Origin of the sequence: Blastococcus capsensis (assembly GCF_030165005.1) — a bacterium.
Taxonomy (GTDB): domain Bacteria; phylum Actinomycetota; class Actinomycetes; order Mycobacteriales; family Geodermatophilaceae; genus Blastococcus; species Blastococcus capsensis.
This window is the reverse complement of sequence record NZ_JASNNW010000010.1, coordinates 61,957-85,172: the sequence shown is the minus strand read 5'-3', so window position 1 is coordinate 85,172 and position 23,216 is coordinate 61,957. Positions and strand designations below refer to the sequence as shown.

Annotated in this window: 19 protein-coding genes; 8 read left to right on the top strand and 11 right to left on the bottom strand. The window is 74.0% G+C overall.

Annotated features, from left to right (window positions below):
• Positions 1-40 precede the first annotated feature (40 nt).
• From QOZ86_RS10390 to QOZ86_RS10355, 8 genes are all read right to left on the bottom strand, one after another.
• Positions 41-1,078 (bottom strand): ABC transporter ATP-binding protein, encoded by a 1,038-nt coding sequence (locus tag QOZ86_RS10390; RefSeq protein WP_284491889.1) that lies wholly within the window; start codon positions 1,076-1,078, stop codon positions 41-43.
• Positions 1,079-2,191, bottom strand: coding sequence for an ABC transporter ATP-binding protein (locus tag QOZ86_RS10385; protein ID WP_284491888.1), 1,113 nt, complete (start codon positions 2,189-2,191; stop codon positions 1,079-1,081). It lies immediately after the preceding gene.
• Positions 2,188-3,177, bottom strand: a complete 990-nt coding sequence (locus tag QOZ86_RS10380; RefSeq protein ID WP_284491887.1) for an ABC transporter permease — start codon at positions 3,175-3,177, stop codon at positions 2,188-2,190. The genes QOZ86_RS10385 and QOZ86_RS10380 overlap by 4 nt, the downstream gene beginning before the upstream one ends.
• Entirely contained in the window at positions 3,164-4,129 is a 966-nt protein-coding gene (locus tag QOZ86_RS10375) for an ABC transporter permease (RefSeq protein ID WP_284491886.1), read from the bottom strand. Before QOZ86_RS10375 ends, QOZ86_RS10380 begins: the two co-directional genes overlap by 14 nt.
• A 47-nt stretch (positions 4,130-4,176) precedes the next feature.
• Positions 4,177-6,015, bottom strand: a complete 1,839-nt coding sequence (locus tag QOZ86_RS10370) for an ABC transporter substrate-binding protein (RefSeq protein ID WP_284491885.1) — start codon at positions 6,013-6,015, stop codon at positions 4,177-4,179.
• Between the two features lies 1 nt (position 6,016).
• Positions 6,017-6,316: a hypothetical protein gene (locus QOZ86_RS10365; protein WP_284491884.1), complete on the bottom strand. Its 300-nt coding sequence runs from the start codon at positions 6,314-6,316 to the stop codon at positions 6,017-6,019.
• 128 nt (positions 6,317-6,444) lie between these two features.
• A complete protein-coding gene (locus QOZ86_RS10360; RefSeq protein ID WP_284491883.1) occupies positions 6,445-9,414 on the bottom strand; it encodes an ATP-binding protein in 2,970 nt (989 codons plus the stop codon).
• 86 nt (positions 9,415-9,500) lie between these two features.
• Entirely contained in the window at positions 9,501-10,049 is a 549-nt protein-coding gene (locus QOZ86_RS10355) for a DUF1643 domain-containing protein (protein WP_284491882.1), read from the bottom strand.
• 48 nt (positions 10,050-10,097) lie between these two features.
• Between QOZ86_RS10355 and QOZ86_RS10350 the strand changes: the two genes are divergently transcribed.
• Complete coding sequence (locus QOZ86_RS10350) at positions 10,098-10,568, top strand: heme-degrading domain-containing protein (RefSeq protein ID WP_284491881.1); 471 nt, start codon at positions 10,098-10,100, stop codon at positions 10,566-10,568.
• A 123-nt stretch (positions 10,569-10,691) separates the two neighbouring features.
• Entirely contained in the window at positions 10,692-11,936 is a 1,245-nt protein-coding gene (locus tag QOZ86_RS10345; protein WP_284491880.1) for an MFS transporter, read from the top strand.
• Positions 11,937-11,953: 17 nt separating this feature from the next.
• Here QOZ86_RS10345 and QOZ86_RS10340 read toward each other — a convergent pair whose 3' ends face one another.
• Complete coding sequence (locus QOZ86_RS10340) at positions 11,954-12,931, bottom strand: patatin-like phospholipase family protein (protein WP_284491879.1); 978 nt, start codon at positions 12,929-12,931, stop codon at positions 11,954-11,956.
• A gap of 171 nt (positions 12,932-13,102) precedes the next feature.
• On the opposite strand from QOZ86_RS10340, the gene QOZ86_RS10335 reads away from it, so the two are divergent.
• On the top strand, positions 13,103-13,492 hold the full coding sequence (locus QOZ86_RS10335; RefSeq protein WP_284491878.1) for a universal stress protein: 390 nt from the start codon (positions 13,103-13,105) through the stop codon (positions 13,490-13,492).
• A 30-nt stretch (positions 13,493-13,522) separates the two neighbouring features.
• On the opposite strand, the gene QOZ86_RS10330 is transcribed toward QOZ86_RS10335, so the two are convergent.
• Positions 13,523-15,655: an ATP-binding SpoIIE family protein phosphatase gene (locus tag QOZ86_RS10330; protein WP_284491877.1), complete on the bottom strand. Its 2,133-nt coding sequence runs from the start codon at positions 15,653-15,655 to the stop codon at positions 13,523-13,525.
• A 670-nt stretch (positions 15,656-16,325) separates the two neighbouring features.
• Here QOZ86_RS10330 and QOZ86_RS10325 point away from each other — a divergent pair.
• From QOZ86_RS10325 to QOZ86_RS10310, 4 genes are all read left to right on the top strand, one after another.
• Positions 16,326-16,613: a Dabb family protein gene (locus QOZ86_RS10325; protein WP_284491876.1), complete on the top strand. Its 288-nt coding sequence runs from the start codon at positions 16,326-16,328 to the stop codon at positions 16,611-16,613.
• A 329-nt stretch (positions 16,614-16,942) separates the two neighbouring features.
• Positions 16,943-17,542 carry a TetR/AcrR family transcriptional regulator gene (locus QOZ86_RS10320; RefSeq protein WP_284491875.1) on the top strand — a complete coding sequence of 200 codons (600 nt, stop codon included), beginning with the start codon at positions 16,943-16,945 and terminating at the stop codon, positions 17,540-17,542.
• Positions 17,543-17,548: 6 nt separating this feature from the next.
• Positions 17,549-19,744 carry an MMPL family transporter gene (locus QOZ86_RS10315; RefSeq protein ID WP_284491874.1) on the top strand — a complete coding sequence of 732 codons (2,196 nt, stop codon included), beginning with the start codon at positions 17,549-17,551 and terminating at the stop codon, positions 19,742-19,744.
• Positions 19,745-19,890: 146 nt separating this feature from the next.
• Positions 19,891-21,699, top strand: coding sequence for a helicase-related protein (locus QOZ86_RS10310; protein WP_284491873.1), 1,809 nt, complete (start codon positions 19,891-19,893; stop codon positions 21,697-21,699).
• Here QOZ86_RS10310 and QOZ86_RS10305 read toward each other — a convergent pair whose 3' ends face one another.
• On the bottom strand, positions 21,700-22,587 hold the full coding sequence (locus QOZ86_RS10305) for a mechanosensitive ion channel family protein (RefSeq protein WP_284491872.1): 888 nt from the start codon (positions 22,585-22,587) through the stop codon (positions 21,700-21,702).
• A 205-nt stretch (positions 22,588-22,792) separates the two neighbouring features.
• Between QOZ86_RS10305 and QOZ86_RS21180 the strand changes: the two genes are divergently transcribed.
• Positions 22,793-23,158, top strand: a complete 366-nt coding sequence (locus QOZ86_RS21180) for a WhiB family transcriptional regulator (protein WP_284491871.1) — start codon at positions 22,793-22,795, stop codon at positions 23,156-23,158.
• Positions 23,159-23,216: the final 58 nt, after the last annotated feature.

Below are 23,216 nucleotides of genomic sequence, written 5' to 3'. Positions count from 1 at the left end.
CCTGCCGTCGTCGATCCTGGTCCCGGCCGTGCGGAGAGGATCACGACATCGTCGCGACCCCCGCCACCGCGTCGGCCGGGGCGTCGGCGGCGTGCACCGGGAAGTGGCAGGCGACGAAGTGGTCCTCGCCCACCGGCCGCACGAGCGGCTCCTCCAGCGCGCACCGTTCCTGCGCCCGGGGGCACCGGGTGCGGAACCGGCAGCCCGACGGCGGGTCGACCGGCGAGGGGACGTCGCCCTCGAGCGGCACCGACGTGGAGCCGGCCTCCGGGTCGGGCCGGGGCACCGCGGCCAGCAGGGCGTTGGTGTACGGGTGCGTCGGGCGGGCGTAGAGCGACTCGGCGGGGCCGACCTCGCAGACCTTGCCCAGGTACATGACGGCGACCCGGTCGCTGATGTTCTTCACCACGGCGAGGTCGTGCGCGATGAACAGCATGGTGAGCCCGTACCGGGCCTTCATGTCCTCGAGCAGGTTGAGGATCTGCGCCTGCACCGACACGTCGAGGGCCGACACCGGCTCGTCGCAGATCAGCACGTCCGGGTCGAGCACCAGCGAGCGGGCGATGCAGATGCGCTGGCACTGGCCGCCGGAGAACTCGTGCGCCCGCCGGCCGCCGGCGGTCTCGGGGTCCAGGCCGACCGCCGACAGCAGCTCGTCCACCCGGCTCCGCGAAGCGCCGTCGCGGTCCCGGTTCCAGATGGAGAGCCCCTCCCCCACGATGTCGCGCACGCGGCGACGGGGGTTCAGGGAGGAGATCGGGTCCTGGAAGATCATCTGCATCTGCGGACGGGTCTTCCGCAGGTCGTCGCCGTGCAGGCCGGTCAGCTCCCGGCCGCGCAGCCGCACCGAGCCACGGGTCGGCCGGGGCACCTGCATGATCGCCTTGCCGGTGGTCGACTTGCCGCAGCCGGACTCCCCCACCAGGCCGAGGGTCTCCCCCTCGGCGAGGTCGAAGCTCACGCCCGACACCGCGTGCACCTTCCGGCCGCGCCCCAGCGGGAACTCCACGACCAGGTCCTCGACGGTGAGGACGATGTCGTCCCGGTCCCGCAGGTGCGCCGTGCCACTGCCCGCCATCTAGGCGCTCGCCTTCGTCAGGAGGTCCATGGTCGTGCCGGCAGCCGTGGAGCCGGCGCGTTCGTTGCGCTCGAGCGCCTCCGCGCCGGCCGAGGTGCCGACCGGGAAGAAGCAGCGGTACTCGTGGCCGGGCTCGTCGCTGAACAGCGGCGGGTTCTCGGCCAGGCACTCCGGCTGCGCGTAGCGGCAGCGCGGGGCGAAGCGGCAGCCCACCGGCAGGGCGGCCAGGTCCGGGGGCCGGCCGGGGATGGCGTCCAGCCGGGTGTGGCTGGGATTCTCCACCCGCGGGATGCAGCGCATCAGCGCCTCGGTGTAGGGGTGCCGCATGCGGCGGAACAGCGTCCGGGTCGAGGCCTTCTCGACGATCTGGCCGGCGTACATGACGGCGATGTCATCGGTCCGGTTGGCGACCACACCGAGGTCGTGGGTGACCAGCACCATGCCCATCGACCGCTCGGCCTGCTGCCGCGCCAGCAGGTCCAGGATCTGGGCCTGCACGGTCACGTCCAGGGCCGTGGTCGGCTCGTCGGCCATGAGCAGCTTGGGTCCGCAGGCCAGCGCGATCGCGATCGTGACGCGCTGGCGCATGCCACCGGAGAGCTGGTGCGGGTACTCGCCCAGCCGCCGTTCGGGGGCCGGGATGCCGACCGAGGTGAGCAGCCGGACGGCTTCGGCGTCGGCGTCCTGGCGGCTCAGGTCCAGGTGCTGGCGCAGGCCCTCGGTGATCTGCCGCCCGATCTTGACCACCCCGTTGAGCGACGTCATCGGGTCCTGGAAGACCATCGCCATCTGCGGCCCCCAGTAGGACCGCATCTGCTTGGACGACATCGGTCGCAGGTCGCGGCCCTCGAACAGGACCTCCCCCGAGGCGGGTACGGCTGCCTTCTTCGGGAGCAGGTTCATGATCGACCGGGACAGCACGGTCTTCCCCGAGCCGGACTCCCCGACGATGCCGATGCTCGCCCCGCGCCGCAGGGTGAAGGAGACCCCGTCCACGGCGCGGACCATGCCGCGGGGGGTGTCGAACCAGGTGTGCAGGTCCCGGACCTCCAGCAGCGGGTCCACGGGATCGGGCGTGGCCGGCGGCACCGGCAGCTCGGCGGCGATGCTCACAGGTTGGCCTCCCGGACGTCGAAGCGGCTGCGCAGGACGTCGCCGACGAGGTTCAGCGACAGGACGGTCAGGAACATGACGACCGAGGGGATCAGCGCGATGTGGATCGCGTCGTCGAGGTGCCGCTTGCCCTCGGCGATCATCGAGCCCCAGGTCGCGGCGGGAGCCTCGACGCTGAGCCCGAGGAAGGCCAGCGAGCCCTCGAGGACGATGACCACACCGAGGGCGATGAGCCCGAACGCGGCGACCGGCAGGATGACGTTCGGCATGATCTCGCGGAACAGGATGCGGGTCGTCTTCCCTCCCATGAGCCCGGCCGCCAGCACGTACTCGCGCTGGCTCACCGCGAGCGTCGCCGCGCGCGCCACCCGGGTGTAGACGGGGATGGAGAGGAACCCGATCACGACGGTGATCGCCAGCAGGCTCTGCCCGACGAAGGCAACCAGCGCCAGCAGCAGCACCAGGCCGGGGAAGGCCAGGATGACGTCGATGACCGCCATCACCGCCGTCTCCAGGCGGCCGCGGAAGTAGCCGACGACCATGCCCAGCGTGCCGCCGACGATGATCCCGACGGCGACGGCGGCCACGCTGATCACCAGCGACACCCGGGCCCCGTAGGCCAGCCGCGAGAGGATGTCGCGGCCGAGGCCGTCGGTCCCCAGCAGATGACCCTCGCTGAACGGCGGGGCCGTCTTGTTGATGATGTCGATCGCGTTCGGGTCGGGCAGCGGCAGCCAGTTGGCCGCGATCGCGGCGAGCACCACCAGGGCCAGCCAGCCCAGGCAGAACCAGTACACGACTCCCTTGCCGCGCTTGCGGCGGCCGGCGGGTGGATCCGGCGTCAGCGGGGTGACGCCGGTCTGCGTGCCGGCCTGGAGCTCCGCGGCGGCGGTGCCGGACGGGCCGGCGCGCTCTGCGTCGGCGCCGACCAGGGCGCCGGTCCGGTTGGGAGCCACCGGGACGGCGGCGTCGTCAGGCGCGGACACGGGCGGCTCCTGAACGGATGCGGGGATCGAGGAACGTGTAGAGCAGGTCGACGACGAAGTTGACCAGGACGAACGACACGGCCAGCACGAGCACGACGCCCTGCACCATGAGCAGGTCGCGGCTGTTGATGGCGTCGAACAGCAGCCGGCCCACGCCCGGCAGGGCGAAGATCGTCTCGACGATGACGGTTGCGCTGAGCAGCGTCCCGACCTGCAGGCCGGCCACGGTGAGCAGCGAGAACGACGAGGGCCGCAGTGCGTGGCGGAACAGGATCCGCCAGGTCGGCAGCCCCTTGGACCGCGCCAGGGTGACGTGGTCCTCCTGCAACGTGGTGATCATGTCGGTGCGCAGCAGGCGGGTGAACACCGCGATGTTGGTCACCGACAGGGCGAGCGCCGGCAGGAACGCCGACTGCAGGTTCTCCACCAGGCCGTCGGAGAGCGGCTGCCAGCCGGTGGCCGGGAACAGGCCGAGCCGGACGGACAGGAAGAAGATCAGCAGCAGCGCGAAGATGAAGTTCGGCAGCGCCAGCAGACCGAACGTCGTGCCGGTCACCAGCTTGTCGAACCGGCTGCCGGCGCGGTAGGCGCTGAAGACCCCGAGCGGGATCGCCAGCACCAGCGCGATCGTCAGCGACAGGACCATCAGCTCCAGCGTCACCGGCAGCCGGTCGAGGATGGCGCCGGTGACCTCCTGCTGGGTGATGTAGGACCGCCCGAGGTCGCCGGTGGCGGCGGCCCCCAGCCACGCCAGGTAGCGCACCGGGAGCGGGCGGTCGAGCCCGAGCTCGGCCCGCACGGCGGCGATGGACTCCGCCGACACCGACTCCGGGCCGAGCACGAGCAGCGCCGGGTCCCCGGGGAGGAGGTTCAGCAGCAGGTAGGTCAGCAGCGAGACCGCGAGCAGCACGGGCACCAGCGTCAGCAGTTTCTGGCCGATCAGTCGTGCCACGGTCCTCGCTCCTCCTGCCCCGGGGTCGGCGTCATCGGATCTTTCGTCTACTCAGCGAGCCAGGTCTGGCCCCACATGGCGGTGCCGCCGGTGAAGAGACCGGTCCCGATGCCTTCGGACCCGCTGGGCAGCTGCCAGCTGGACACGTTCTGCACCTCCGGACGGGTGCCGATGAGCGTGACGGTGGTGCCGGTCCACAGCCGCGGCGTGTTCTCCGCGAGGTCCAGGCCGATCTGCTCCACCGCCTCCTTGCGGGTCTCGAGGTCCTCCGTCGTGGCCAGCACCTTCAGCTGCTCGTCGATCACGTCGCTGGTGTAGTTGGTGAAGTTCAGCGGCTGCTTGGCCACCGGCCCGAACTCGTTCCGCAGCACGATGTACGGATCGTTCTGGCTGCCCGACCGCCAGCAGTTGACCTCGTAGTCGCCCATGAACGGCGGGTCCGTCGCGGGCGACCCGATGGCGTTCTGGATGTGCGAGGCCTGGTCGACCGCGTTCAGGGAGACGTCGACCCCGACGTTGCTCCAGAAGGCCTGGTATGCCTGCGACAGCTCGACCAGGCTCGGATCGGGCTGGCAGTTGTACTCCAGCGCGATCGGCGAGCCGACCGGCAGGCCGTCGGAGCGCTGCGGGTCGTCGACGTACTCCTGCAGCAGCTCCTCGGCCCGCTCCGGGTCGTAATCGGGGTAGGCCTCGGCCACCTCCTCCGAGTAGTACGGGCTCTCCTCACTGAAGAACTGCGTCTGCGCCGGGCTGATGCCGGTACCGCCGAGCACCTCGATGAGCTGCGCCTGGTCCACGGCGTGGACGAGACCGCGCCGCACCCGCGGGTCGTCCAGCGGCGGCACCAGCGTGTTGAAGATCGAGTTGCCGGCGTTGTTGCCGAGGAACGTGTGCAGCGCGATGTCGCCGTCGGCGGCCTCGTCCTGCGCCTGGCGGATGATGCTCTGCCGCAGCGTCTGGAACGCGTCGACGTCACCGGAGAGCAGGCTCTGCAGCCGGCTGTCCTCGTCCGGGATGGGCCGGAAGGTGATCTCGTCGAGGTACGGGCCCAGGCCCAGGTCCGTGCCCCAGTACGACTCGTTGGCCGTGACGGTGAGCTGGTCGTCGCGCCGCCACTCCTGGAAGACGAACGGTCCGGTGCCGACCGGGGCGGCGCTGGCCGCCTCCTTCCCGACCGCGTTGTAGTTCTCCATCGAGAACGGCATGCCGGGGGTGGTGGTCAGCAGCGCCGGGAAGGCGGCGTTCGGCGCGGCGAGGTCGTAGCGCACGGTGAGCGGGTCGACCACCGTGGCGCCGGTGACCTCCGCCAGGGAGCCGGCGAGGTTGGAGGTCGGCTCCTTGATGATCGCCAGGTTCTGCGCGAGCACCTCGGCGGTCAGGGGGCTGCCGTCGTGGAAGGTGACCCCCTCGCGGAGCGTCACGGTCCAGGACGTGAAGTCCTCGTTCGGCTCGATCGACTCGGCGAGGTACGGCTCGTAGGTGCCCTCGGCGGTCTGCATGGCCAGCGTGTCGTAGACGGCGTACAGCACGTTGTAGCCCGGTGCGGCGGCCGCGGTTACTCCCGGCAGCCAGCCGTTGGTCTCCCCCTCCAAAGCGACCGAGATGCTCCCGCCCTCCTGCGGCTCCCCCGTCGGCTGCGGGTTGTCGGTGGCCAGCGGAGCGTCGCCGCCCCCGCCGCCGCCGCCGCCCTCTTCACTGCCGCCGCCACCGCAGGCCGTGGCGGCCAGGGCCAGGGCGGTGAGCCCGACGGCGAGGCGGCGTGCGGACCTGTTCGGCCGCGCTCCGGGGATGGAGGTCATGAAGCTCTCCCTGCTGTTCGACCGCGAGGCGCGGCGGGACCGGTCCTGAGCGACCGCCGGGATGGCGGCCCGTCCTGTGGTGCGCATGTCAGCTCTCTCCTGGAAGTGCTGTCGCCGGCACGGGCCCCGCGGCCGCGGACGGCTGCACCGGGTGCCCACCACCGGTCTCGATCGGATCGGCGACCTGCGGGCCCGGCGCGATCAGCCGCTCCAGGTGGCCCAGCAGCTCCAGCCACCCGCTGAAGGGCAGGCCGTCGGCGACGGGGTGGTTCGGACCGGTGCTCGCACTCTGGCCCGACTCGGGCAGCCGCCGCAGCACCCCCTCCACCTGACGCGCGGAGCCATCGACGGCATCTGCCGCGGTGAGCGACACGAGGACGTGGACCATGCCGGACCTCCGATGACCCGTGGACCCGGCCGCCGGGATGCGGCGGCCGGGGTCGGTACGGAGACGACGCTAGGTGTGACGTGGCTTACAGACGATGGGGTGGGTCCCTACGGTCCCCTCCAGGGTCCCTACGACCTGGAACCGGCCGCGGTGGCGCTGAGCCAGCCCTCGCGCTCGGCGGTGAGGACGAGGCTGATCCGGGAGGTCGATCCGGTCTTGCGGTAGAGCCGGGAGAGGTAGGCCTCGACGGTCTTGCGGCTGTAGTGCATGGCCTCGGCGATCTCGCGGTTGTTCAACCCGTCGCGCACCAGCTGCAGCAGCTGCAGATCGATGTCGGCGAGCCGCGGTGCGGAGTCCTCCGGCACGGGTCGGCTGCGCACCAGCGGGATCCCCCGTGCCTGCGCCAGCGCCTGCGTCCGCTGCGACCAGGCCCGTGCGCCGAGGGCCTCGAACCCGCAGGCCGCCGCCCCGAGGTGGCTGGCCGCGTCGTGGTCCAGCAGGGCGAGGAGGAAGTGCGCGCGCGCCGTCGCCAGCGGGATGCCGGCGGCCTGCTCCCGCCGGAGCACGTCCACCGCGCTCGCCGGGTCGCGGTGGAGCAGCGCCTCCGCGGCGTCGACCGCACGCACCAGCCGGAGCGGGAGGGAGTCCGCACGCTCCGCCAGCCGCCGGACCAGCACAGCCGAGGACTCCAGCGCGCCGGGGTCGTCCCGGTCCATCGCCCGGTCGACCAGGGCGCCCAGGCTCTCGGCGACCACGTCGTGCCAGCCGGTGCGCACACCCGAGCGAAGGCACTCGGCCAGCCGCTCCGCGCCGTCGCCAGCCGGGTCCCTCGCCACGTCCAGGCGCGCCTGCAGCACGTCGCGCTGGGCGCACCAGTAGGCCGACTGCTCCGGCAGCCGGACGCCGTCCACCACCTCCTGGGCCGGGGCGGGCGCCCCCTGGGCCAGCAGGATCCGTGCCTCGAGCATCCGCAGCCAGGCGAGATTGGTCGACAGGCCGGCGAACTCCAGCGCGATGACGCCGCTGTGGATCGTGTCCAGTGCGGCGTCCCATTCCCCGCGCAGCCACTGGACCCGCGCGAAGGCCGACACAGCCTGCCCACCCAGGTCGAGCCAGCCGGTCCGGCCGGACAGCGACTCGATCAACTCCCGGGACACCGGCGTCTCGTCGGTGCGATCGGTCAGCCGGCTGATGTACGTCCATGACTCCAGCGCGCTCAGCCGCGCCCCCACGGGGAGCGCGTCTGCGCCGTCGGTCGCCAGATGCCAGAGCCCGTCCAGCGCCTGCTCGGCCCGAACCCGGCTGCCCACCATGTTCTCGACGAACGCCAGCGAGCTGTACGTGACGGCCCGGGCCTCCGGGTCGCCGCAGCGGAGCCGGGTCCAGGCCAGCGCCGCCAGCTCCGCCGCCTCCTCGGCGCGCCCCACGTAGGTGAGCAGCAGGCTGCGCTGGGCGACCATCGCCGCCGGTGCGTCGTCCCCGGGCATCAACCGCTCCGAGAGCTCCAGCGCCTCGCTCAACCGGCCGGTGGCGTACGCGGCGTTGATGACGGTGAGCGCCGTGGACGTCCGCCGGCGCCCCGCCGGGAGCAGCTCCGATGCCCGGATCCCCGCGTCGATGGCCAGGTCCGGACGAGAGCCCTTCCAGTACGCCTGCGTCTGCTGGGCGAGGATCTCCCCCGCCTGCCCCGACCCCGGCGGAGCCAGCTCCAGTGCCCGGTTCAGCCAGCGGGCGGCCGACAACGGCGCGGTGTCCCGGGTGGCCCGCGCCGCCTGCAGCGCCGCCTCGATCGCGACCGGATCGCCCGGGCTGGCCGCCTCGACCGCATGGGCGGCGCGTTCCAGCAGTCCGATCCGCGGATCGGGGTGGGCGTCCGTGTACGCGCTGATCGCGGCGTGCACGCGGCGCCGCTCGACCGGTCCCAGGTCGTCGTAGAGCACCTCGGCCATGAGCGGGTGCGCGAACTCGAAGCCACCCGAACCGACCCGGGCGAGCACCGCGGACTCGGTCAGCGCGTCGAACGCGCGCTGGACCCTCGGCTCGTCCAGCCCGGTCAGCTCGGCGACCAGCGACAGCTGGTCCAGGTGCACCCGCCCGAACGCGGACATGACCCGCGCGAGGCGCCGGGCGTCCTCGTCCTGCTGGAAGATGCGGTGCAGCAGTGCGCCACGCCGGGACACCAGGCCGCGCCCTGGCTCCCCGGACAGGTACAGCCGGCCGTGCGCGCTCCGGATGGCCCGCTGGGCGGTGAGCGCCAGCAGGGTCTCCCAGGCGAACAGCGGGTTGCCCCGGCTCTGCGCGAACACGTGCTGGACCAGGCGCGGGTCCGGCGAAGCGTCGAGCGCCGTGCAGATGAGCGTCCGGGTGTCCTCCTCGCTCAGCGGCGCGAGGTGGACGACCGGCCCGGAACCCTCCTCCACCAGCCGGCCGACGGTCGCCGCGAATGCGGTGCCCGGGACCGGCCGGCCGCTGCGCAGGACGAAGACGAGCAGCAACGGCCGGTTCCGCAGGTGGCGTGCGGCCAGGCAGAGCGCCGCGAGGCTCTCCTCGTCGGCCAGGTGCGCGTCGTCCACGGCGATCACGCAGGGACGTTCGTCGGTCAGCGAGCGCAGCAGCCGGGTGGTCATGACGTACGGGGACTGGCGGCGGCTGACCTCGTCGCCCTCGGGACCGGTCACCGACCGGTCCATGGCGTCGACCAGCCCGTCGAGTTCGGCCCGCACCCGCGCGCCGATGTCCGCCCGTGGCGTCGATGCCAGCGCATCCTTGAGGACGGCGTAGGCGATCGAGCTGTCGTACTCCTGCGCCCGGCCGTGGAGGACGTGGTGTCCCTGCGCCCGGACCCGGCCGAGCAGCTCGCGCAGCACCCGCGTCTTGCCCACGCCGGGCTCGCCCGTGAGCACGCAGATCCCGCTCCACCCGGTCGCGAGGCGCTCGGTGAGCTCCATCAGCGTGCCGAGCGTGCCGTCGCGGCCGACCGGTGGCAGCTCCGCGATGCGGGGGCCCACCAGGGTGGTGGCATCGCCGTCCGGGCACGCGGGCGATGTCGTCCCCGCGGCCCGGTGCCGCGGCGCAGCGTCCTCGGGCGAACCGCGCATGCGGGCGACAGTAGGACATCAGGGCGACATGTCGGGGTAACGCTTTGGTTGCCGTTGGCCGCCGCTCACCGAGCCGAGCTGCAGGATCAGGGCGCCGTCCACGGGATCAACGGGGCCTCCACCGGCACGTAGAGCGGGTGCCGCGGCTCGCCGCGGCGGGTGGTGCCCAGGCAGAGCGCCCGGTCGAGCAGCGGAGCCACGGCGCCGGACCGCCCGTGCAGCCCGCCCCCACCGCCCCAGGCGGCGATGGTCCGCGGCGCGGCGGTGGTGAACAGCCGCAGTGCGTCGTCGTCGGCGGGACCGACCGGATCGCCGGCCTGCCGGAGCGTCCTCGGGTCGGTGTGCCGGTGGGCGAAGAGGTTGACGACGACCAGGCCGCTGCGTCCGGTCGCGCGGCTGCGCGCGATGCACCGGCCCAGCGTCGGCCGCCGCCGCTCGGTGTCACCGCTGGCCGGGTCGAGCAGCACCCACACGTCCGTCGTCGCCAGGTCCTGCCCGCCCCACCAGCGGCCGAAGCCGTACCGGTAGGCCATGTCGGGCGAGTACAGGTACCGCTCGGGCAGCCCGTCCGGCGACGTGCCCGGGCGGTCCTCGAGGCCGTGCCGCCCGGCGAGCACCGAGAACACGTCGTCCATCCGCCCGACGCCAGCCACGATCGGGAACCGAGGCAGTAGGAAGGACCGATGACCGAGCCGTTCCCGTCCCTTCCCCAGCTCGCCGCCGACGAGGAGGACCTGCAGTTCACCTCGTTCACGAACGAGGACGCGTGGGAACTGGGGTCCGCGCTCGTGGCCGCCGCCCGCCGCGACGCCGCACCGGTCGCGGTCGAGATCACCCGCAACGGGCACCGGCTGTTCGCCGTCGCCCTGACCGGCGCCACCCCGGACAACTGGAGCTGGATCGAGCGCAAGTCGCGGGTGGTCCACCGCTTCGGGCACGCCTCCCTGTACGTGCGGCAGGCCAGCATCGAGCGGGGCACCACCTTCGAGGCGGAGTTCGGGCTCGACCCGCAGCGGTACGCCGCCCACGGCGGCGCGTTCCCGCTGCTCGTGCGCGACGTCGGCCCGGTCGGCGTCGTCGCGGTGTCCGGGCTCCCCCAGCTCGACGACCACCGGATGGTGACCGGAGTGCTCCGCGAGCACCTACACCGCTGACGGTCGGCCGGGCGCGTGGACCCCGGGGAGCGATAATCACGCGGGGCCGCGTCCGGCCGGGTGCCGGCGCTGCGGCCCGGATGTCCTGGTCCAGCGGCGGCGACGAGGAGGGCACGGGTCGGCATGCAGCCTGCACCACCACCGACCCGGCCGGCGGACTTCGCCGGCCACCGCGTCGGCGAGCCCGGCTACCGACGGATCACCGGAGCGCTGTTCGCGGCGGGGCTGGCGACGTTCGCCCTCATCTACAGCACCCAGGCGCTGCTGCCGGAGTTCTCGCGGGTGTTCTCCGTGTCCGCCGCCGAGAGCACGCTGTCGGTCTCGCTGACCACGGTCGCCCTCGGCGTCGCGCTCCTGCTGGCCGGCCCCCTGTCGGAGGTGGTGGGACGGACGCGGTTGATCCACCTCTCCCTGGCGGCGTCCGCGGTGGTGGGGATCGGGTGCGCCGTCGCGCCGACCTGGGACGTGCTGCTCGGCCTGCGCCTGCTCCAGGGAGTCGCGCTGGCCGGGCTGCCCGCCGTCGCCACGGCCTACCTGCGCGAGGAACTGCACCCCGGCACCCATGCCCGGGCGGCCGGCGTCTACATCGGCGGCACCGCGCTCGGCGGGATGACCGGCCGGCTGGTCACCGGTCCCGTCGCCGAGGTGGCGGGCTGGCGGTGGGCGCTGGCCGCCGTGGCCGCCATCGCCCTGGTGTGCGCCGTCGTCGTCCGCCTGCTGCTGCCGGCCTCGCGCAATTTCGTGCCGGTCCCGGCCCGGGTCGGCCACCTGATGGCCATGACCCGGCGGGCACTCGGTGACCGGGCCCTGCTGGCGTTGTACGGCATCGGGGCCTGCTCGGTCGGTGCGTTCATCGGCGTCTACAACGCGCTCGGCTTCCGGCTCACCTCGCCGCCGTTCGACCTGGGGCTGGGCGCGGCCGGGCTGGTGTTCCTGGTCTATCCGGTCGGCACCCTGGGGGCGATGGTCGCCGGGCGCCTGGCCGACCGCTTCTCCCGGCGTGCCGTGGTGCCGGTCGGCTGCCTGATCGCCGTCACCGGGATCCTGCTCACCCTGGCCGGCTCGCTGCCGGTCGTCGTGCTGGGCCTGGCGGTGATGACCGCCGGCTTCTTCGCCGTCCACGGGGTCGCCAGCGGCTGGGTGCCGACCCGCGCCCACGCGGGTGGAGCAGCCGCCGGGCAGGCCGCGTCGCTGTACCTGTTCGCCTACTACCTCGGGGCGTCGGCGTTCGGCAGCCTGACCGGCCGGGCCTGGACGGTGGCCGCCTGGCCCGGCGTCGTCGTCCTCGCCTGCGCGCTGCTCGCCGTCACTTGTCTGCTGGCCTTCTGGCTGCGGCGGTTGCCCCCGCTGGACCCGCTCCGCCGATGAGCGGCCGGCTCGCCCGGCTAGCCGGCGCGCGTCGCCGCGGCCCGGAGCAGCTCGGCGACCTCCGGCGTGGCCGCCTGGGCCCCTGCCCTCAGGAACGACTGCTGGACCACCTCGTCCAGCCGGCTGCGCGACATCATGTCGGTGCCCATGACCTGCTGCTCGCCGGGTCCGGGGGTGAAGACGACCGTCCGGATCCCGTCGGCCTCGAGGGCGCGGACCTCCCGCTGCAGGAGCCGATCGGAGTACCGCCGGGCTGCGGGCAGGACCCCTGGGCGCCAGCCCGCGGGGCCGCTCATCGGGGCGATGACGATGACGACGTCCAGACCCTGCCCGCGCAGGACGGCGGCGTTGGTGGGCGAGTGCACACCGCCGTCCAGATAGGTGTGCCGCCCGATCCGCACCGGGGCGAAGTAGCCCGGCACCGCGCACGACGCCCCGATCGCCAGGTGCAGCGGCGCCTTCTCGGTCCCGGGACGGCCGAACACGACCCGGCGGCCGTCCCGGCGGCGCACCGCGCAGATCCACAGATCCGGTTCGGGCCACCCCGGTCCCTCCAGCTCCCGGAGGGCCGCCAGCTGCTCGAGGATGTCGTGCCGGCCGGGCGCCATGAGCGCCATGCCGGCCGCCATCGGCCGGAACTGCAGCGGCCGGGTCAGCGCCCGCGCCACCATGTGCCGCCCCGGCAGCCGGAGCGGGCGGCGGAGCAGCTCCCACGCCCGGAACGGCGCGAGCTCGGGCACCGGAGCCTCCGCCATCTGCCGGAGCACGTCCTCGGTACCGGACAGGGGTGCCTTCACCGTCCAGGCGGCCAGGTTCTCCGCGGAGACGCCCAGCCGCAGCAGCGCGCCGGTGATCGACCCGGCCGAGGTGCCGACGACCATGTCCGCCCTGCGCGCGTCGAAGGCGAAGTCGTGCTGGAGGACGGCGAGCACGCCCGAGTGGTACGCCTGCCCGACGACGCCGCCGCCGCCGAGCACCAGCCCCACCCGAGTCACGGCCCCGAGCCTGCCACGGGCGCAGCAGCCAGGCAGTTCGTCCCCGGCCGGTGCGAACCGCTCGCTCCCGGCTCCCGGCTCGTACTCTTCCTGCTGGGGTCGTGGTCCCGTGGTCCGCGCCCCTCGCCCGCCGGCACCCCACCGGCGCCACAGCGACACCGAGGAGCTCGTATGACCGTCCTGGTCGGCTACGTCCCCACGTCCGAGGGTGACGCCGCGTTCACCGCCGCGCTGCAGGAGGCCCGGCGACGAGCCGAGCCGCTGGTGCTGCTCAACTCCGCGCGCGGCGGCGCTCCGGTCAACATGGACGTCGCTCCCGAGGAGGCCATCGAGCGCATGACCGAGCGTGCGAAGGCGGACGGCGTCGAGGTCGACGTCCGGCAGAACATGCACGAGGGCGACGCGGCCGACGAGGTGCTCCGGGTGGCGCGGGAGGTCGACGCGTCGGTGATCGTGATCGGGCTGCGCAAGCGCTCCCCCGTCGGCAAGCTGCTGATGGGCAGCAGCGCCCAGCGCATCCTGCTCGACGCCGACCGGCCGGTCCTCGCCGTCAAGCCCTGACGACTGCGGCGCACCCGGTGGGACCGCGCGTCAGCTCCCCCACCGCAGCGCGAGGATGACCGTGTCGTCCCGCCCGCCGTCGTCGATCGGCAGCTGCATGAGCCGATCGAGGACGGCGGGCAGCGGCTGCCCGGCCGCGGCCACCGCAGCGGTGCGCAGGCGTTCCAGCCCGGTGTCGACGTCCTCCCCGCGGCGTTCCACCGCGCCGTCGGTGAAGGCGAGCAGCGTCGCTGGGCCGACCACCCGCGTCTCGGTCACCGCCGGCACGTCGGTGGCCACCCCGACGGGCCGGCCGACTTGGCAGTCCAGGTAGCCCGTCCGGGAGCCGCTGATCAGCAATGGGGCGAAGTGCCCGGCGGAGACGATCCGGACGACGCCCTCGGTCGGGTCGAGCTCCCCGAGCAGCACCGTGGCGAACTGGTGGTCGACGTGGACGTCGAGGAGCGCGCCGAGCTTGTGCAGGACGGTCGCGATGTCGTCCCCCTGCGCCACGTAGGCGCGCACCGCGAACCGCAGGGACGCCATGGTCGTCGCGGCCGGCAGTCCCTGGCCGGAGATGTCGCCGACGACGAACACCCACCGGCCCGACGGCCCGGGGATCACGTCGTACCAGTCGCCTCCGACCTCCAGCTCGTCGGCACCGGCGACGTAGCGGGCCGCGAGCTCCAGTCCCTCCACGCGCGGCACCTCGGGCAGCAGCGCGTGCTGCAGGGTGCCGGCGATGCCGCGCTGGCGCCGGTAGAGCTCCGCGTTGTCGACGGCCAGCCGTTCGGCGACCGCCCGGCGGCGGGACAGGATCTCCACGATGGCCCCGCCCCCGACCGCGAGCACCCCGCCGACCCCGAGCACGATCCACGGCAGCGCCGCCGACAGCGGGCCGGTCACCGAGGAGCGGGGCGCCGCGACGACGGTGAACTCGCTGTCCCCGAAGGGCACCCGCTGGGTGGCCGTGTCCCCCTGGATCGGGAGCGGTGCGGTGGTCTGCACCAGCTGGTCCGGCGCCGTCGTCCGCCCCAGGAAGACGGCGAGGTCCAGGCCGCTGTACGCCTCTCCCGGCGGCACCGACACCCGGCGGTTCAGCGGCACCTCGGCGTGGACGACCAGCCCCCCGGTGTCGCCCGGCCGCAGCGCGTAGGCCAGCCGCGGCTCGGGCCCGTCGAGGATGCCGGCGACGCTCAGCTGACCGGTCGGCTCCAGGCCCGTGAAGAAGGAGGCCGCCTCGTCGCCCGCGAGCAGGGGGGCGGGGCCGTGCACGGCGAGCTGCTCGACCTGGTCCCCGCTGACCCGCCACAGCGAGAGGGACAGCTCCGGAGCGGCGACCGTCGCGGCGGCGAAGCGCGTGAACGGGCCGGGGGCACCCGCGGTGGCGGCGGCGACCTGCCCGGCATCGGCCATCTGGGTCTGGAGCACCGCGAGCTGGGCCGACAGGAGGGTGGCGATCTCGTCGATCTGCTGGGCGAGCAGGCGCTCGTTGTTGCTGGCGTTGACCGCCGAGGTCACCCAGGCCAGACCCAGGGTGAGCAGCAGTACCACGATGGCGACGACGACGCTCAGCCGGCGCGGCAGCTTCCGGGAACGGCGGCGCCGGTCCGGTGCCGTGGCGGCTCCGAGGTTCACCTCGGAGCCGGCACCGGACGGGGACACCGGCGAGCCACCCCCGACGGTGGCTGTCGTCACCGGGGCCGCCGGCGTGCCGACCGGAGCCGAGGAGCCGATGTCGCCGGTGAAGTCCACCCGTGCCCACACGACCTTGCGCCCGTCGCCGCCCGCCGTCCAGCCGTGCGCACCGGCGATCTGCGCGACCAGGTAGAGCCCCAGCCCGCCGAGCGCGGCGTCCCGGCCGACCGCGGGGACCGGTGGGACGTCGCCGGAGGCGTCGCCCACCTCGATCAGCCAGCCGTCGCCGGGCTCTGTGACGACCACCTGCACCGGCGCTCCACCGTGCCGCAGCCCGTTGCTCACCAGTTCCTCGAACACCAGCAGCAGCCGTTCGAGGTCGTCCACCGCGGCACCCGGCGGCAGCCCCCCGTCGTCGAGGGAGGCGCGCAGGCGCAGCCGCAGGGAGCGCAGCTCGGCCAGCGTCGTGGGCCACCCGTCGACGACCGTCCGCGCGGGCGGTTCCTGCTGGGGCAGGGGCCGGCGGCACCACAGCGCCTCGGTCATGACCCTCGTTCCGGCGACGGTGCCGGCCGGCGGCACAGATTGGTTCCGACCGGGGAGTACGACGTCCCCCCGCACACCGGAAGCGCGCCACAGCGGCAGCGTCCCGACCGAATGCCCACGCTACCCAGTCGAGGGACCCTCGCGCCGGACGACCGCAGCTGACTCGCCGCCGTGAGCCGTCGCCGGTCCAGTCCCCTGCGACGTTGCAGCGCTGCTCAGCGGCCGGCCGGCCGCGAACCCGACCGGGGCGCTGCCGCGAACGGTGAGCAGGCGGTGCAGGCCGGCGGCACGTCCCCGGGCGCTTCGTCCCCGCCGCCGTCCAGGCCGCCGGCGAGCCCCTCCGTCTCGGCACTCTCCGACGCCTGCGCCAGCAGCCTCCCTGGGTGTTCCCGTACCTCGTACCGATCCTCGGATTCGCCTTGCTCCTCGCACCGGCGCTCGAGGAGATCCCGTTGTCGGAGTGCGCCGGAATCGTGGCTCGCGGCGAGGCGGTCGACTCGGAGGTGGATCTGGCCACGCTGTCGCCGCCTTCCGCGCCCGACGGGGTGTCGCGCGGTGGTGCCGGTCGTCGTGTCCGCCAGGTACGGGCACGACGACCTCCGGGACGCCGACGTCCGCCTCTGCGAGCGACCGACCTGCGCGCACCCGGCTGCTGTGCTGGAGTGGGTCCGTGATCCGCAACGTCGTCGTGGGCCGAGTGCGAGCCGGGGTCCGGCGTGAACAGGTCGAGCAGGCACTGGCGGCGATCGTCGCCCTGCACCCGCCCGGCTGCCTCGACATGCGGGTCGGCGTCGACGCGGGCCTGCGCCCCGGCAACTGGAGTTTCTCGATCACCGCGGACTTCGAGGACGCGGACGCCTACCGTGCCTACGACGCCGAGGCCGAGCACAACCGGGTCCGGCGGGAGCTGTTCGGCCCGATCAGCGAGGAGATCGTCCGGATCCAGTTCGATACCTGAGCCGGGGTCTTCGCGGAACGGACGGGTGGTCCCCATCCTGAAGCGGTGTTCGACGCGACGCACCGGCGGCTCGACCGGCTCACCGGCGAGTGGGTCCTCGTCTCGCCGCACGGACCGGCGCCGGAGACGGAGACGGTGGCCGCCCGGTTCCGCGAGGCGGGGCGCCGGTGGGGCCGCCCCGGCGGGGCGGGCACCGCACCCCGTCGGACGGCACGCGCGTGGTGCGGCCCCCGGAGGCTGAGGATCCCGCTCGGCGGGCATGACGAAGATTACCGACCGTTTCGGTCGGTTCACCTACCGAAACGGTCGGTACCCCGTACCCTGAGCGCGTGACACGACCGTTCCGGCAGCAGGTCGACGAGGGCATCCTCGACCGCGCCGCAGCCCTCTTCGCCCGGCGCGGCTTCGCGAAGACCTCGTTGCAGGACGTCGCCGACGCGGTCGGGTTGTCCAAGGCCGGGCTGCTGCACCACTTCCCCAGCAAGGAGGCGCTGCACGGAGCGGTGCTCGCGCAGGCGGGCTCCCTCGGGCAGCGGGTGCTCGACCGCGTCGCCGACCTGCCGCACGGGCCGGCGCGCGACCGGTACGCCATCGATGTGCTGGTCGACGTCGCCCTGGCGCACCCGGGCCTGGTGGCCCTCCTGCTGGCGCCGGTGATGCAGGCGGACCCGGGGGCGCCTGCTCCCGAGGTCGACGTGGCGGCTGCGGCCGCGCTGCAGGCGTTCGGCGTGGAGGCCGGGGCGCCGGTGTCGGAGCGGGCCGTCCGGGTGGTGGGCGCGCTGAGCGCGCTCGCCGTCCTCGTGCTCGCCGCCCGGCAGCAGGACGCGGCCACCACCTGGCGGCCCTACATCGTCGCCACCTGTTTCGACGCGCTCGGGCACCCCGGTGCCGGCGCTGCTCTTCCCCGTACCGACCAGGTGGAGGCCTGATCCCGCATGGCTGTTGCGCTGTCCCCACTCGGCGCGTTCGCGCACCGGCACCGGCTCCCGGTGATCGCCGTCTGGCTGATCCTGCTCGTCGGCGGAGGGGCCGGCGCGGCCACCCTGGCCGGGGAGACCTCGAGCAGCTTCTCCATCCCCGGGCAGGAGTCCACCACCGCGCTGGAGCGGATCGGCGAGGAGTTCGGCGCGCGCGGTGAGGGCGCCACCGCCCGGGTCGTCGTGGCCGCACCGGACGGCGGGACGCTGACCACGCCCGAGAACGCCGGCGCGGTCTCCGCGCTGGTCACCGAGCTGGGCGGGCTGCCCGGTGTCGCCGGCGCGACCAACCCGCTGGACCCGGCCACGCCGTCGGTCAACCAGCAGCAGGACACCGCCTACAGCACGGTCACCTACGACGCAGTGCCCGGCGAGGTCACCCCCGAACAGCAGGACGCGCTGCTCGCGGCCCTGGAGGACGCCCGCGCGGGCGGGCTGACCGTCGAGGTGTCCGGCGAGGCCACCCAGCAGGCGCCGCACGTCGGCGGGCCGACCGAGGCGATCGGCGTCGTCGTGGCGCTGGTGGTCCTGGCGGTCACCTACGGCTCGCTCGCCGTGGCCGGCATGAACCTGCTCACCGCGATCGTCGGCGTCGGCATCGGCGTCCTGGGCGTCACGATCGCGACCGGCTTTCTCGACCTGTCCTCGACCACCCCGACGCTGGCCGCGATGCTGGGCCTGGCCGTCGGCATCGACTACGCGCTGTTCATCGTGACGCGGTACCGGCAGGAGCTGCGCTCCGGGGCCGACGTCGGCGCCGCGATCGCCACGGCCGTCGGCACGGCGGGCTCGGCCGTGGTCACCGCCGGCCTGACCGTGGTCATCGCGCTGGCCGGGCTGTCCGTCGTCGGCATCCCGTTCCTGACCCAGATGGGTGTCGCCGCGGCACTGACCGTCGTCATATCGGTCCTGGTCGCCCTGACCCTGGTCCCGGCCGTCCTCGGCTACCTCGGCCACCGGGCGCTGCCCGAGAAGCAGCGCGCCGCCGCGCAGGCGGCGACCGCCGGCGACGCCGCGCCCGCCGGAGGCCGCGGCTTCCTCGCCGGCTGGGCGCGCGCCGTCACCCGCCGGCGCGTGCTGTCGCTGCTGCTGACCATCGCGGCGCTGGGGGTCGTGTCGATCCCGTTCTTCTCGATGCGGACGACCCTGGTCCAGACCCCCGGCGAGGACTCCACCCAGGCCCGGGCGCAGGAGCTGCTGGCCGAGGGCTTCGGCGCCGGCTCCAACGGGCCGATCACCATCCTGTTCGAGGGCGACGACGCCGCCGGCGCGGCCGCCTCGGCGAGCACGTCGGTCGCCCAGCTGGACGACGTCGCACTGGTCACCCCGCCGGTCCCGAACCCCGACGGGAGCGCGGCGCTGCTCACCGTCATCCCGCAGTCCGGCCCGACCGACCCGGCGACCGAGCAGCTGGTCGCCGACCTGCGGGCCCAGCTCGCCGGCCTGGACGGGGCCGAGGCGTCGGTCACCGGCCAGACCGCGGTCAGCGTGGACGTCGCGCGCAGCCTGGACGAGGCGCTGCCGGTCTACCTCGCCCTGGTCGTCGGCCTGGCGCTCGTGCTGCTCGTGCTGGTCTTCCGCTCGCTGCTGGTGCCGCTGGTCGGAGTGCTGGGCTTCCTGCTGACCATCGCGGCCTCGCTCGGGACCACCGTCGCGGTGTTCCAGTGGGGCTGGCTCGCCGACCTGGTCAACCTCGACACCACCGGCCCGCTGATCAGCCTCACCCCGATCCTGGTGATCGGCATCCTCTTCGGGCTGGCGATGGACTACCAGATCTTCCTGGTGTCGCGGATGCACGAGGCGCACAGCTCCGGCGCCCGTGCGGTGGAGTCCATCCGCACCGGCTTCCGGCAGGCCGCCCCGGTCGTCGTCGCGGCGGCGCTGATCATGTTCTCGGTGTTCGCCGGCTTCGTCCCCGCGGGTGAGGCGACCATCAAGTCGATCGCCTTCGCCCTGGCGACCGGCATCGTCTTCGACGCCTTCGTCGTCCGGATGGTGCTGGTGCCCGCGGCCCTCGCGCTGCTCGGCGGTCGGGCGTGGTGGCTGCCGCGCTGGCTGCACTGGCTGCCCGCCCTCGACGTCGAGGGCGCCGGACCGCAGAAGGCGGCACCCGCGCCCGGGCGGCACCGGGAGACGGTCAGCGCCGCCTCCTGACACCGGATGCCGCATGCGGCCGGCGCGGCCTCCACGGCCGGGCCGGCCCCCGCGGGCATGGATCGATCACTCCCGGTGTTTGCTGGAGAGACGGTCCGTCGCCCGCGCGGCGTCGACCCCCATGCTGCTCATCCGAAGGATTCCGCTTGCCTGACACCCCCGCCCGGTCCGCCGCCACCTCGCGGCGCCGGGAACGCTCCACCGGCCGCCAGTCGGCGGCGCGCGACATCGACCGCGCCGCCGCCCGCCAGGAGCGGCTCGCGCAGGCGAGCTGGGTGGAGGGCGCGTCCCCCGCGCTGCCGATGCGGACGGTGCGGCCGGCCGAGGTCGTATTCCACCTCGGCCCGACCAATTCCGGAAAGACGTACGAGTCGCTGCAGGCGCTGGCCGCCACCGGCTCCGGGGTCTACGCCGCACCGCTGCGCCAGCTCGCCCACGAGGCCTACGCCAAGCTGTCGGCCCAGCTCCCGCCCGGCACGGTGGGCCTGTCCACCGGCGAGGAGGAGATCGATCCGTTCGCGCCGATCGTCTGCTGCACGGTCGAGAAGGCGCCGCTACGCGGCGAGCTCCTCGTCCTCGACGAGTCGCACTGGATCGCCGACCCCGACCGCGGCCACCACTGGGCCCGGCTGCTGCTCACCGGCGAGTACCGCGAGATGCACCTGATCTCCGCGGCCGAGGCCTACCTGCTGCTGAAGCCGCTGGTGTCCGACGCCGAGCACGTCACGGTCGTCAACCACAAGCGGCTGTCGCGGCTCGACGTGCTCCGGGCACCGGTCCGGCCCGCCGACGTGCGCCCGCAGACCCTCGTGGTGGCCTTCTCCCGCAAGACCGTCTACGCCGCCGCCGCGGAGCTGGACCAGCACCGGCCGGGCAAGGTCGGGGTCCTCTACGGGGCGCTCCCGCCGGCCACCCGCCGCGAGGTGATCGAGCGCTTCACCAGCGGCGAGGTCGAGGTGCTGGTCACCACCGACGTGATCGGCCACGGCATCAACGTGCCGGCCACCACGGTGCTGTTCGCCGAGACCACCAAGTTCGACGGGACGAAGGTCCGCCCGCTGCGCAGCTGGGAGACCGCCCAGATCGCCGGCCGCGCGGGGCGCTACGGCCTCACCGGCCACGGCCAGGTGGGCGTGCTGACCGGGGTGACCGGGCTGCGGGCCGACCAGGGGGTGCTGACCGCCGGCGCGGCCGTGGCGCGCGGGGACGCGATGAGCGACCTGCCCAAGCGTGCTCCCCGGCTGCGGCCGGAGCTGGCCGACCTCGGCGCGTTCGAGGCCGTGGACCTGCCCGAGGCGCTCACCCGGTGGATGGCCTGGGCCCGGGCCGCCACCCGCGACCACGCGATGACCCCGGACGACGTCACCAGCCTGATCGTCCGCGTGCACGCCCTGCTGCCGCTGCTGCGCGGCCCACTCGACGCCGCCGGCGACCTCGACACCGTCTGGCGGCTGGTCAACCTGGCCATCGACTACAACCCGCCGCGGCGCACCCGCTGGCTGGTCCTCGCGCAGGCCGCGCTGCGCCACGCGGCCGGGCTGCCCGTGCAGCCGGAGACCGTGCTGCCCGACGTCCCGCGTGGCGCCGGCGTGGAGGAGTTCGAGCAGGCGGCCGCCGCTGCCCGCGACGCGCAGACGCTGCTCCGCCAGTTCCCCGGTGTCGCCGGCCTGACCAGTGACGACGCCGCGTGGGTCGAGGAGGAGTGCGCGGAGATGATCAGCGAGCTGCTCCCCGACGCCATCGCGCTCGGCCGGTCGGGCAAGTGCGCGGAGTGCGGCAGCGCGATCGCGCCGTGGTTCACCACCTGCCGGCCCTGCAGCGCCCCCGCCGGCCGCGGGGGCGGCGAGCGGGACCGCCGCCCGAGCACGGGCGGTCGCCGGACCGCCGGCCGGGCGGCCGGCCGGGCCTTGGGCGGGCGGCAGGGCGGCCCCCGGGGCCGCAGCCGCCGCGGCTGATCAGTCCGCGCGCCGCCCCGGGCCGCCCGCGTCTGCGCCCGAGACGGCGGCCCCGCTCTCCGGGGCGAACCAGAGCACCCGCTGCGGGAACGGGATCGAGATCCCGGCCGCGTCCAGCGCCGTCTTGAGGGAGACGGCGACCGCGCTGCGCACCCGCCACCGGCTGGCGATGTCGGCCGGGTGCCAGTAGCGCACGGCGACGTTGATCGAGGAGTCCGGCAACTCCTCCACCCAGACCTCGGGCGGCGGGCTGCTCTGCACCTCGTCGGTGTCGCGGCAGGCCTGCAGCAGCACTTCCCGCGCGCGCTGCAGGTCGGCGTCGTAGGGCAGCCCCACGGTGAGCGACGTGCGGCTCACCGGTGTCCGGGTGTAGTTGATGATCGGGTTCTTGAGCACCTCGGCGTTGGGCAGGTACACGACCAGGCCGTCGTACGTGTTCAGGACCGTCGTGCGCAGGTTCACGTCGTCGACCACGCCCTCGTGGTCGCCGCTGCCGATCTGGTCGCCCACACGGAACGGGTGCCGGACCTGCAGGAGCACTCCCGCGATGAAGTTCTGCAGGATGTCCTGGGCGGCGAAGGCGATCGCGATGCCACCCACGCCCAGCGCGCCGAGCAGCGGACCGATGCGCACGCCGACCATCCCGAGCGCGTAGACCGCACCGACGGCCGCGATCACGACGCTCACGAACCGGCCGACGACGCGGCCGACGTGGCGGCTGCCCTCGCGGTCGATCGCCCGGACCATTCCCCTGCGGACGACGGCGGCCAGCACGATGCCGAGCACGAAGACGACCAGCGCCTGGACCGCCTCCTGCCAGGTGATGGTGTCGGTGACCACCACCGGGTCCTCGGCCGCCCATGGGATCACCAGATGCTGTACGGCCACCCCCGGAGGCTAGGCAGGGCCGGCCGGTTCCGCTGGTCAGGTGCCACCGGGGCGCTGCGCCACGGCAGGACTTTCCAAACGGACGCGACCGTTTCGGTTTTTTGTGCCGGTGCCCCGTCGGCCCGCGTGCCCGTAACGTCACTGACAGCAAGCACGCCCTGCCAGACCGTCATCCGGCGTGCACCCCACCTCCGAGGAGCTTCCCATGCCTTCCTTCTCCCGCCCGTCCCTGACGCTCCTCCCCGGCGTGCCCGCCGCCCCGCCGGTGCCCGAGCCGTTCGACGCGCCCGAGTGGAACCGGCCCTTCGACGCCCCGGAGTGGGCAGCCACCGGCGCCGACGACGAGTGGCGGCTGGACGCGCTGTGCGCCGAGACCGACCCCGAGGCCTTCTTCCCGGACAAGGGCGGCTCCACGCGGGACGCCAAGCGGGTCTGCGCCGGCTGCCCGGTGCGGGCCGAGTGCCTGGAGTACGCCCTGGCCAGCGACGAGCGGTTCGGCATCTGGGGCGGGCTCTCGGAGCGGGAGCGCCGTCGGGTGCGCCTGCAGCGCCGCAGCTCGATCAGCGCCTGACACCGCCGCCCCGACCACACCGACCGCCGGGGACGGCCGACCGTCCCGGGGTGCGGGA

What these genes read in the sequence shown, in the direction of transcription:
- QOZ86_RS10390 (WP_284491889.1), bottom strand. Translation starts at nt 1,078, where the DNA reads ATGGCGGGCAGTGGCACGGCGCACCTGCGGGACCGGGACGACATCGTC.
- QOZ86_RS10370 (WP_284491885.1), bottom strand. Translation starts at nt 6,015, where the DNA reads ATGCGCACCACAGGACGGGCCGCCATCCCGGCGGTCGCTCAGGACCGG.
- QOZ86_RS10365 (WP_284491884.1), bottom strand. Translation starts at nt 6,316, where the DNA reads ATGGTCCACGTCCTCGTGTCGCTCACCGCGGCAGATGCCGTCGATGGC.
- QOZ86_RS10360 (WP_284491883.1), bottom strand. Translation starts at nt 9,414, where the DNA reads ATGCGCGGTTCGCCCGAGGACGCTGCGCCGCGGCACCGGGCCGCGGGG.
- QOZ86_RS10355 (WP_284491882.1), bottom strand. Translation starts at nt 10,049, where the DNA reads ATGGACGACGTGTTCTCGGTGCTCGCCGGGCGGCACGGCCTCGAGGAC.
- QOZ86_RS10350 (WP_284491881.1), top strand. Translation starts at nt 10,098, where the DNA reads ATGACCGAGCCGTTCCCGTCCCTTCCCCAGCTCGCCGCCGACGAGGAG.
- QOZ86_RS10345 (WP_284491880.1), top strand. Translation starts at nt 10,692, where the DNA reads ATGCAGCCTGCACCACCACCGACCCGGCCGGCGGACTTCGCCGGCCAC.
- QOZ86_RS10335 (WP_284491878.1), top strand. Translation starts at nt 13,103, where the DNA reads ATGACCGTCCTGGTCGGCTACGTCCCCACGTCCGAGGGTGACGCCGCG.
- QOZ86_RS10330 (WP_284491877.1), bottom strand. Translation starts at nt 15,655, where the DNA reads ATGACCGAGGCGCTGTGGTGCCGCCGGCCCCTGCCCCAGCAGGAACCG.
- QOZ86_RS10315 (WP_284491874.1), top strand. Translation starts at nt 17,549, where the DNA reads ATGGCTGTTGCGCTGTCCCCACTCGGCGCGTTCGCGCACCGGCACCGG.
- QOZ86_RS21180 (WP_284491871.1), top strand. Translation starts at nt 22,793, where the DNA reads ATGCCTTCCTTCTCCCGCCCGTCCCTGACGCTCCTCCCCGGCGTGCCC.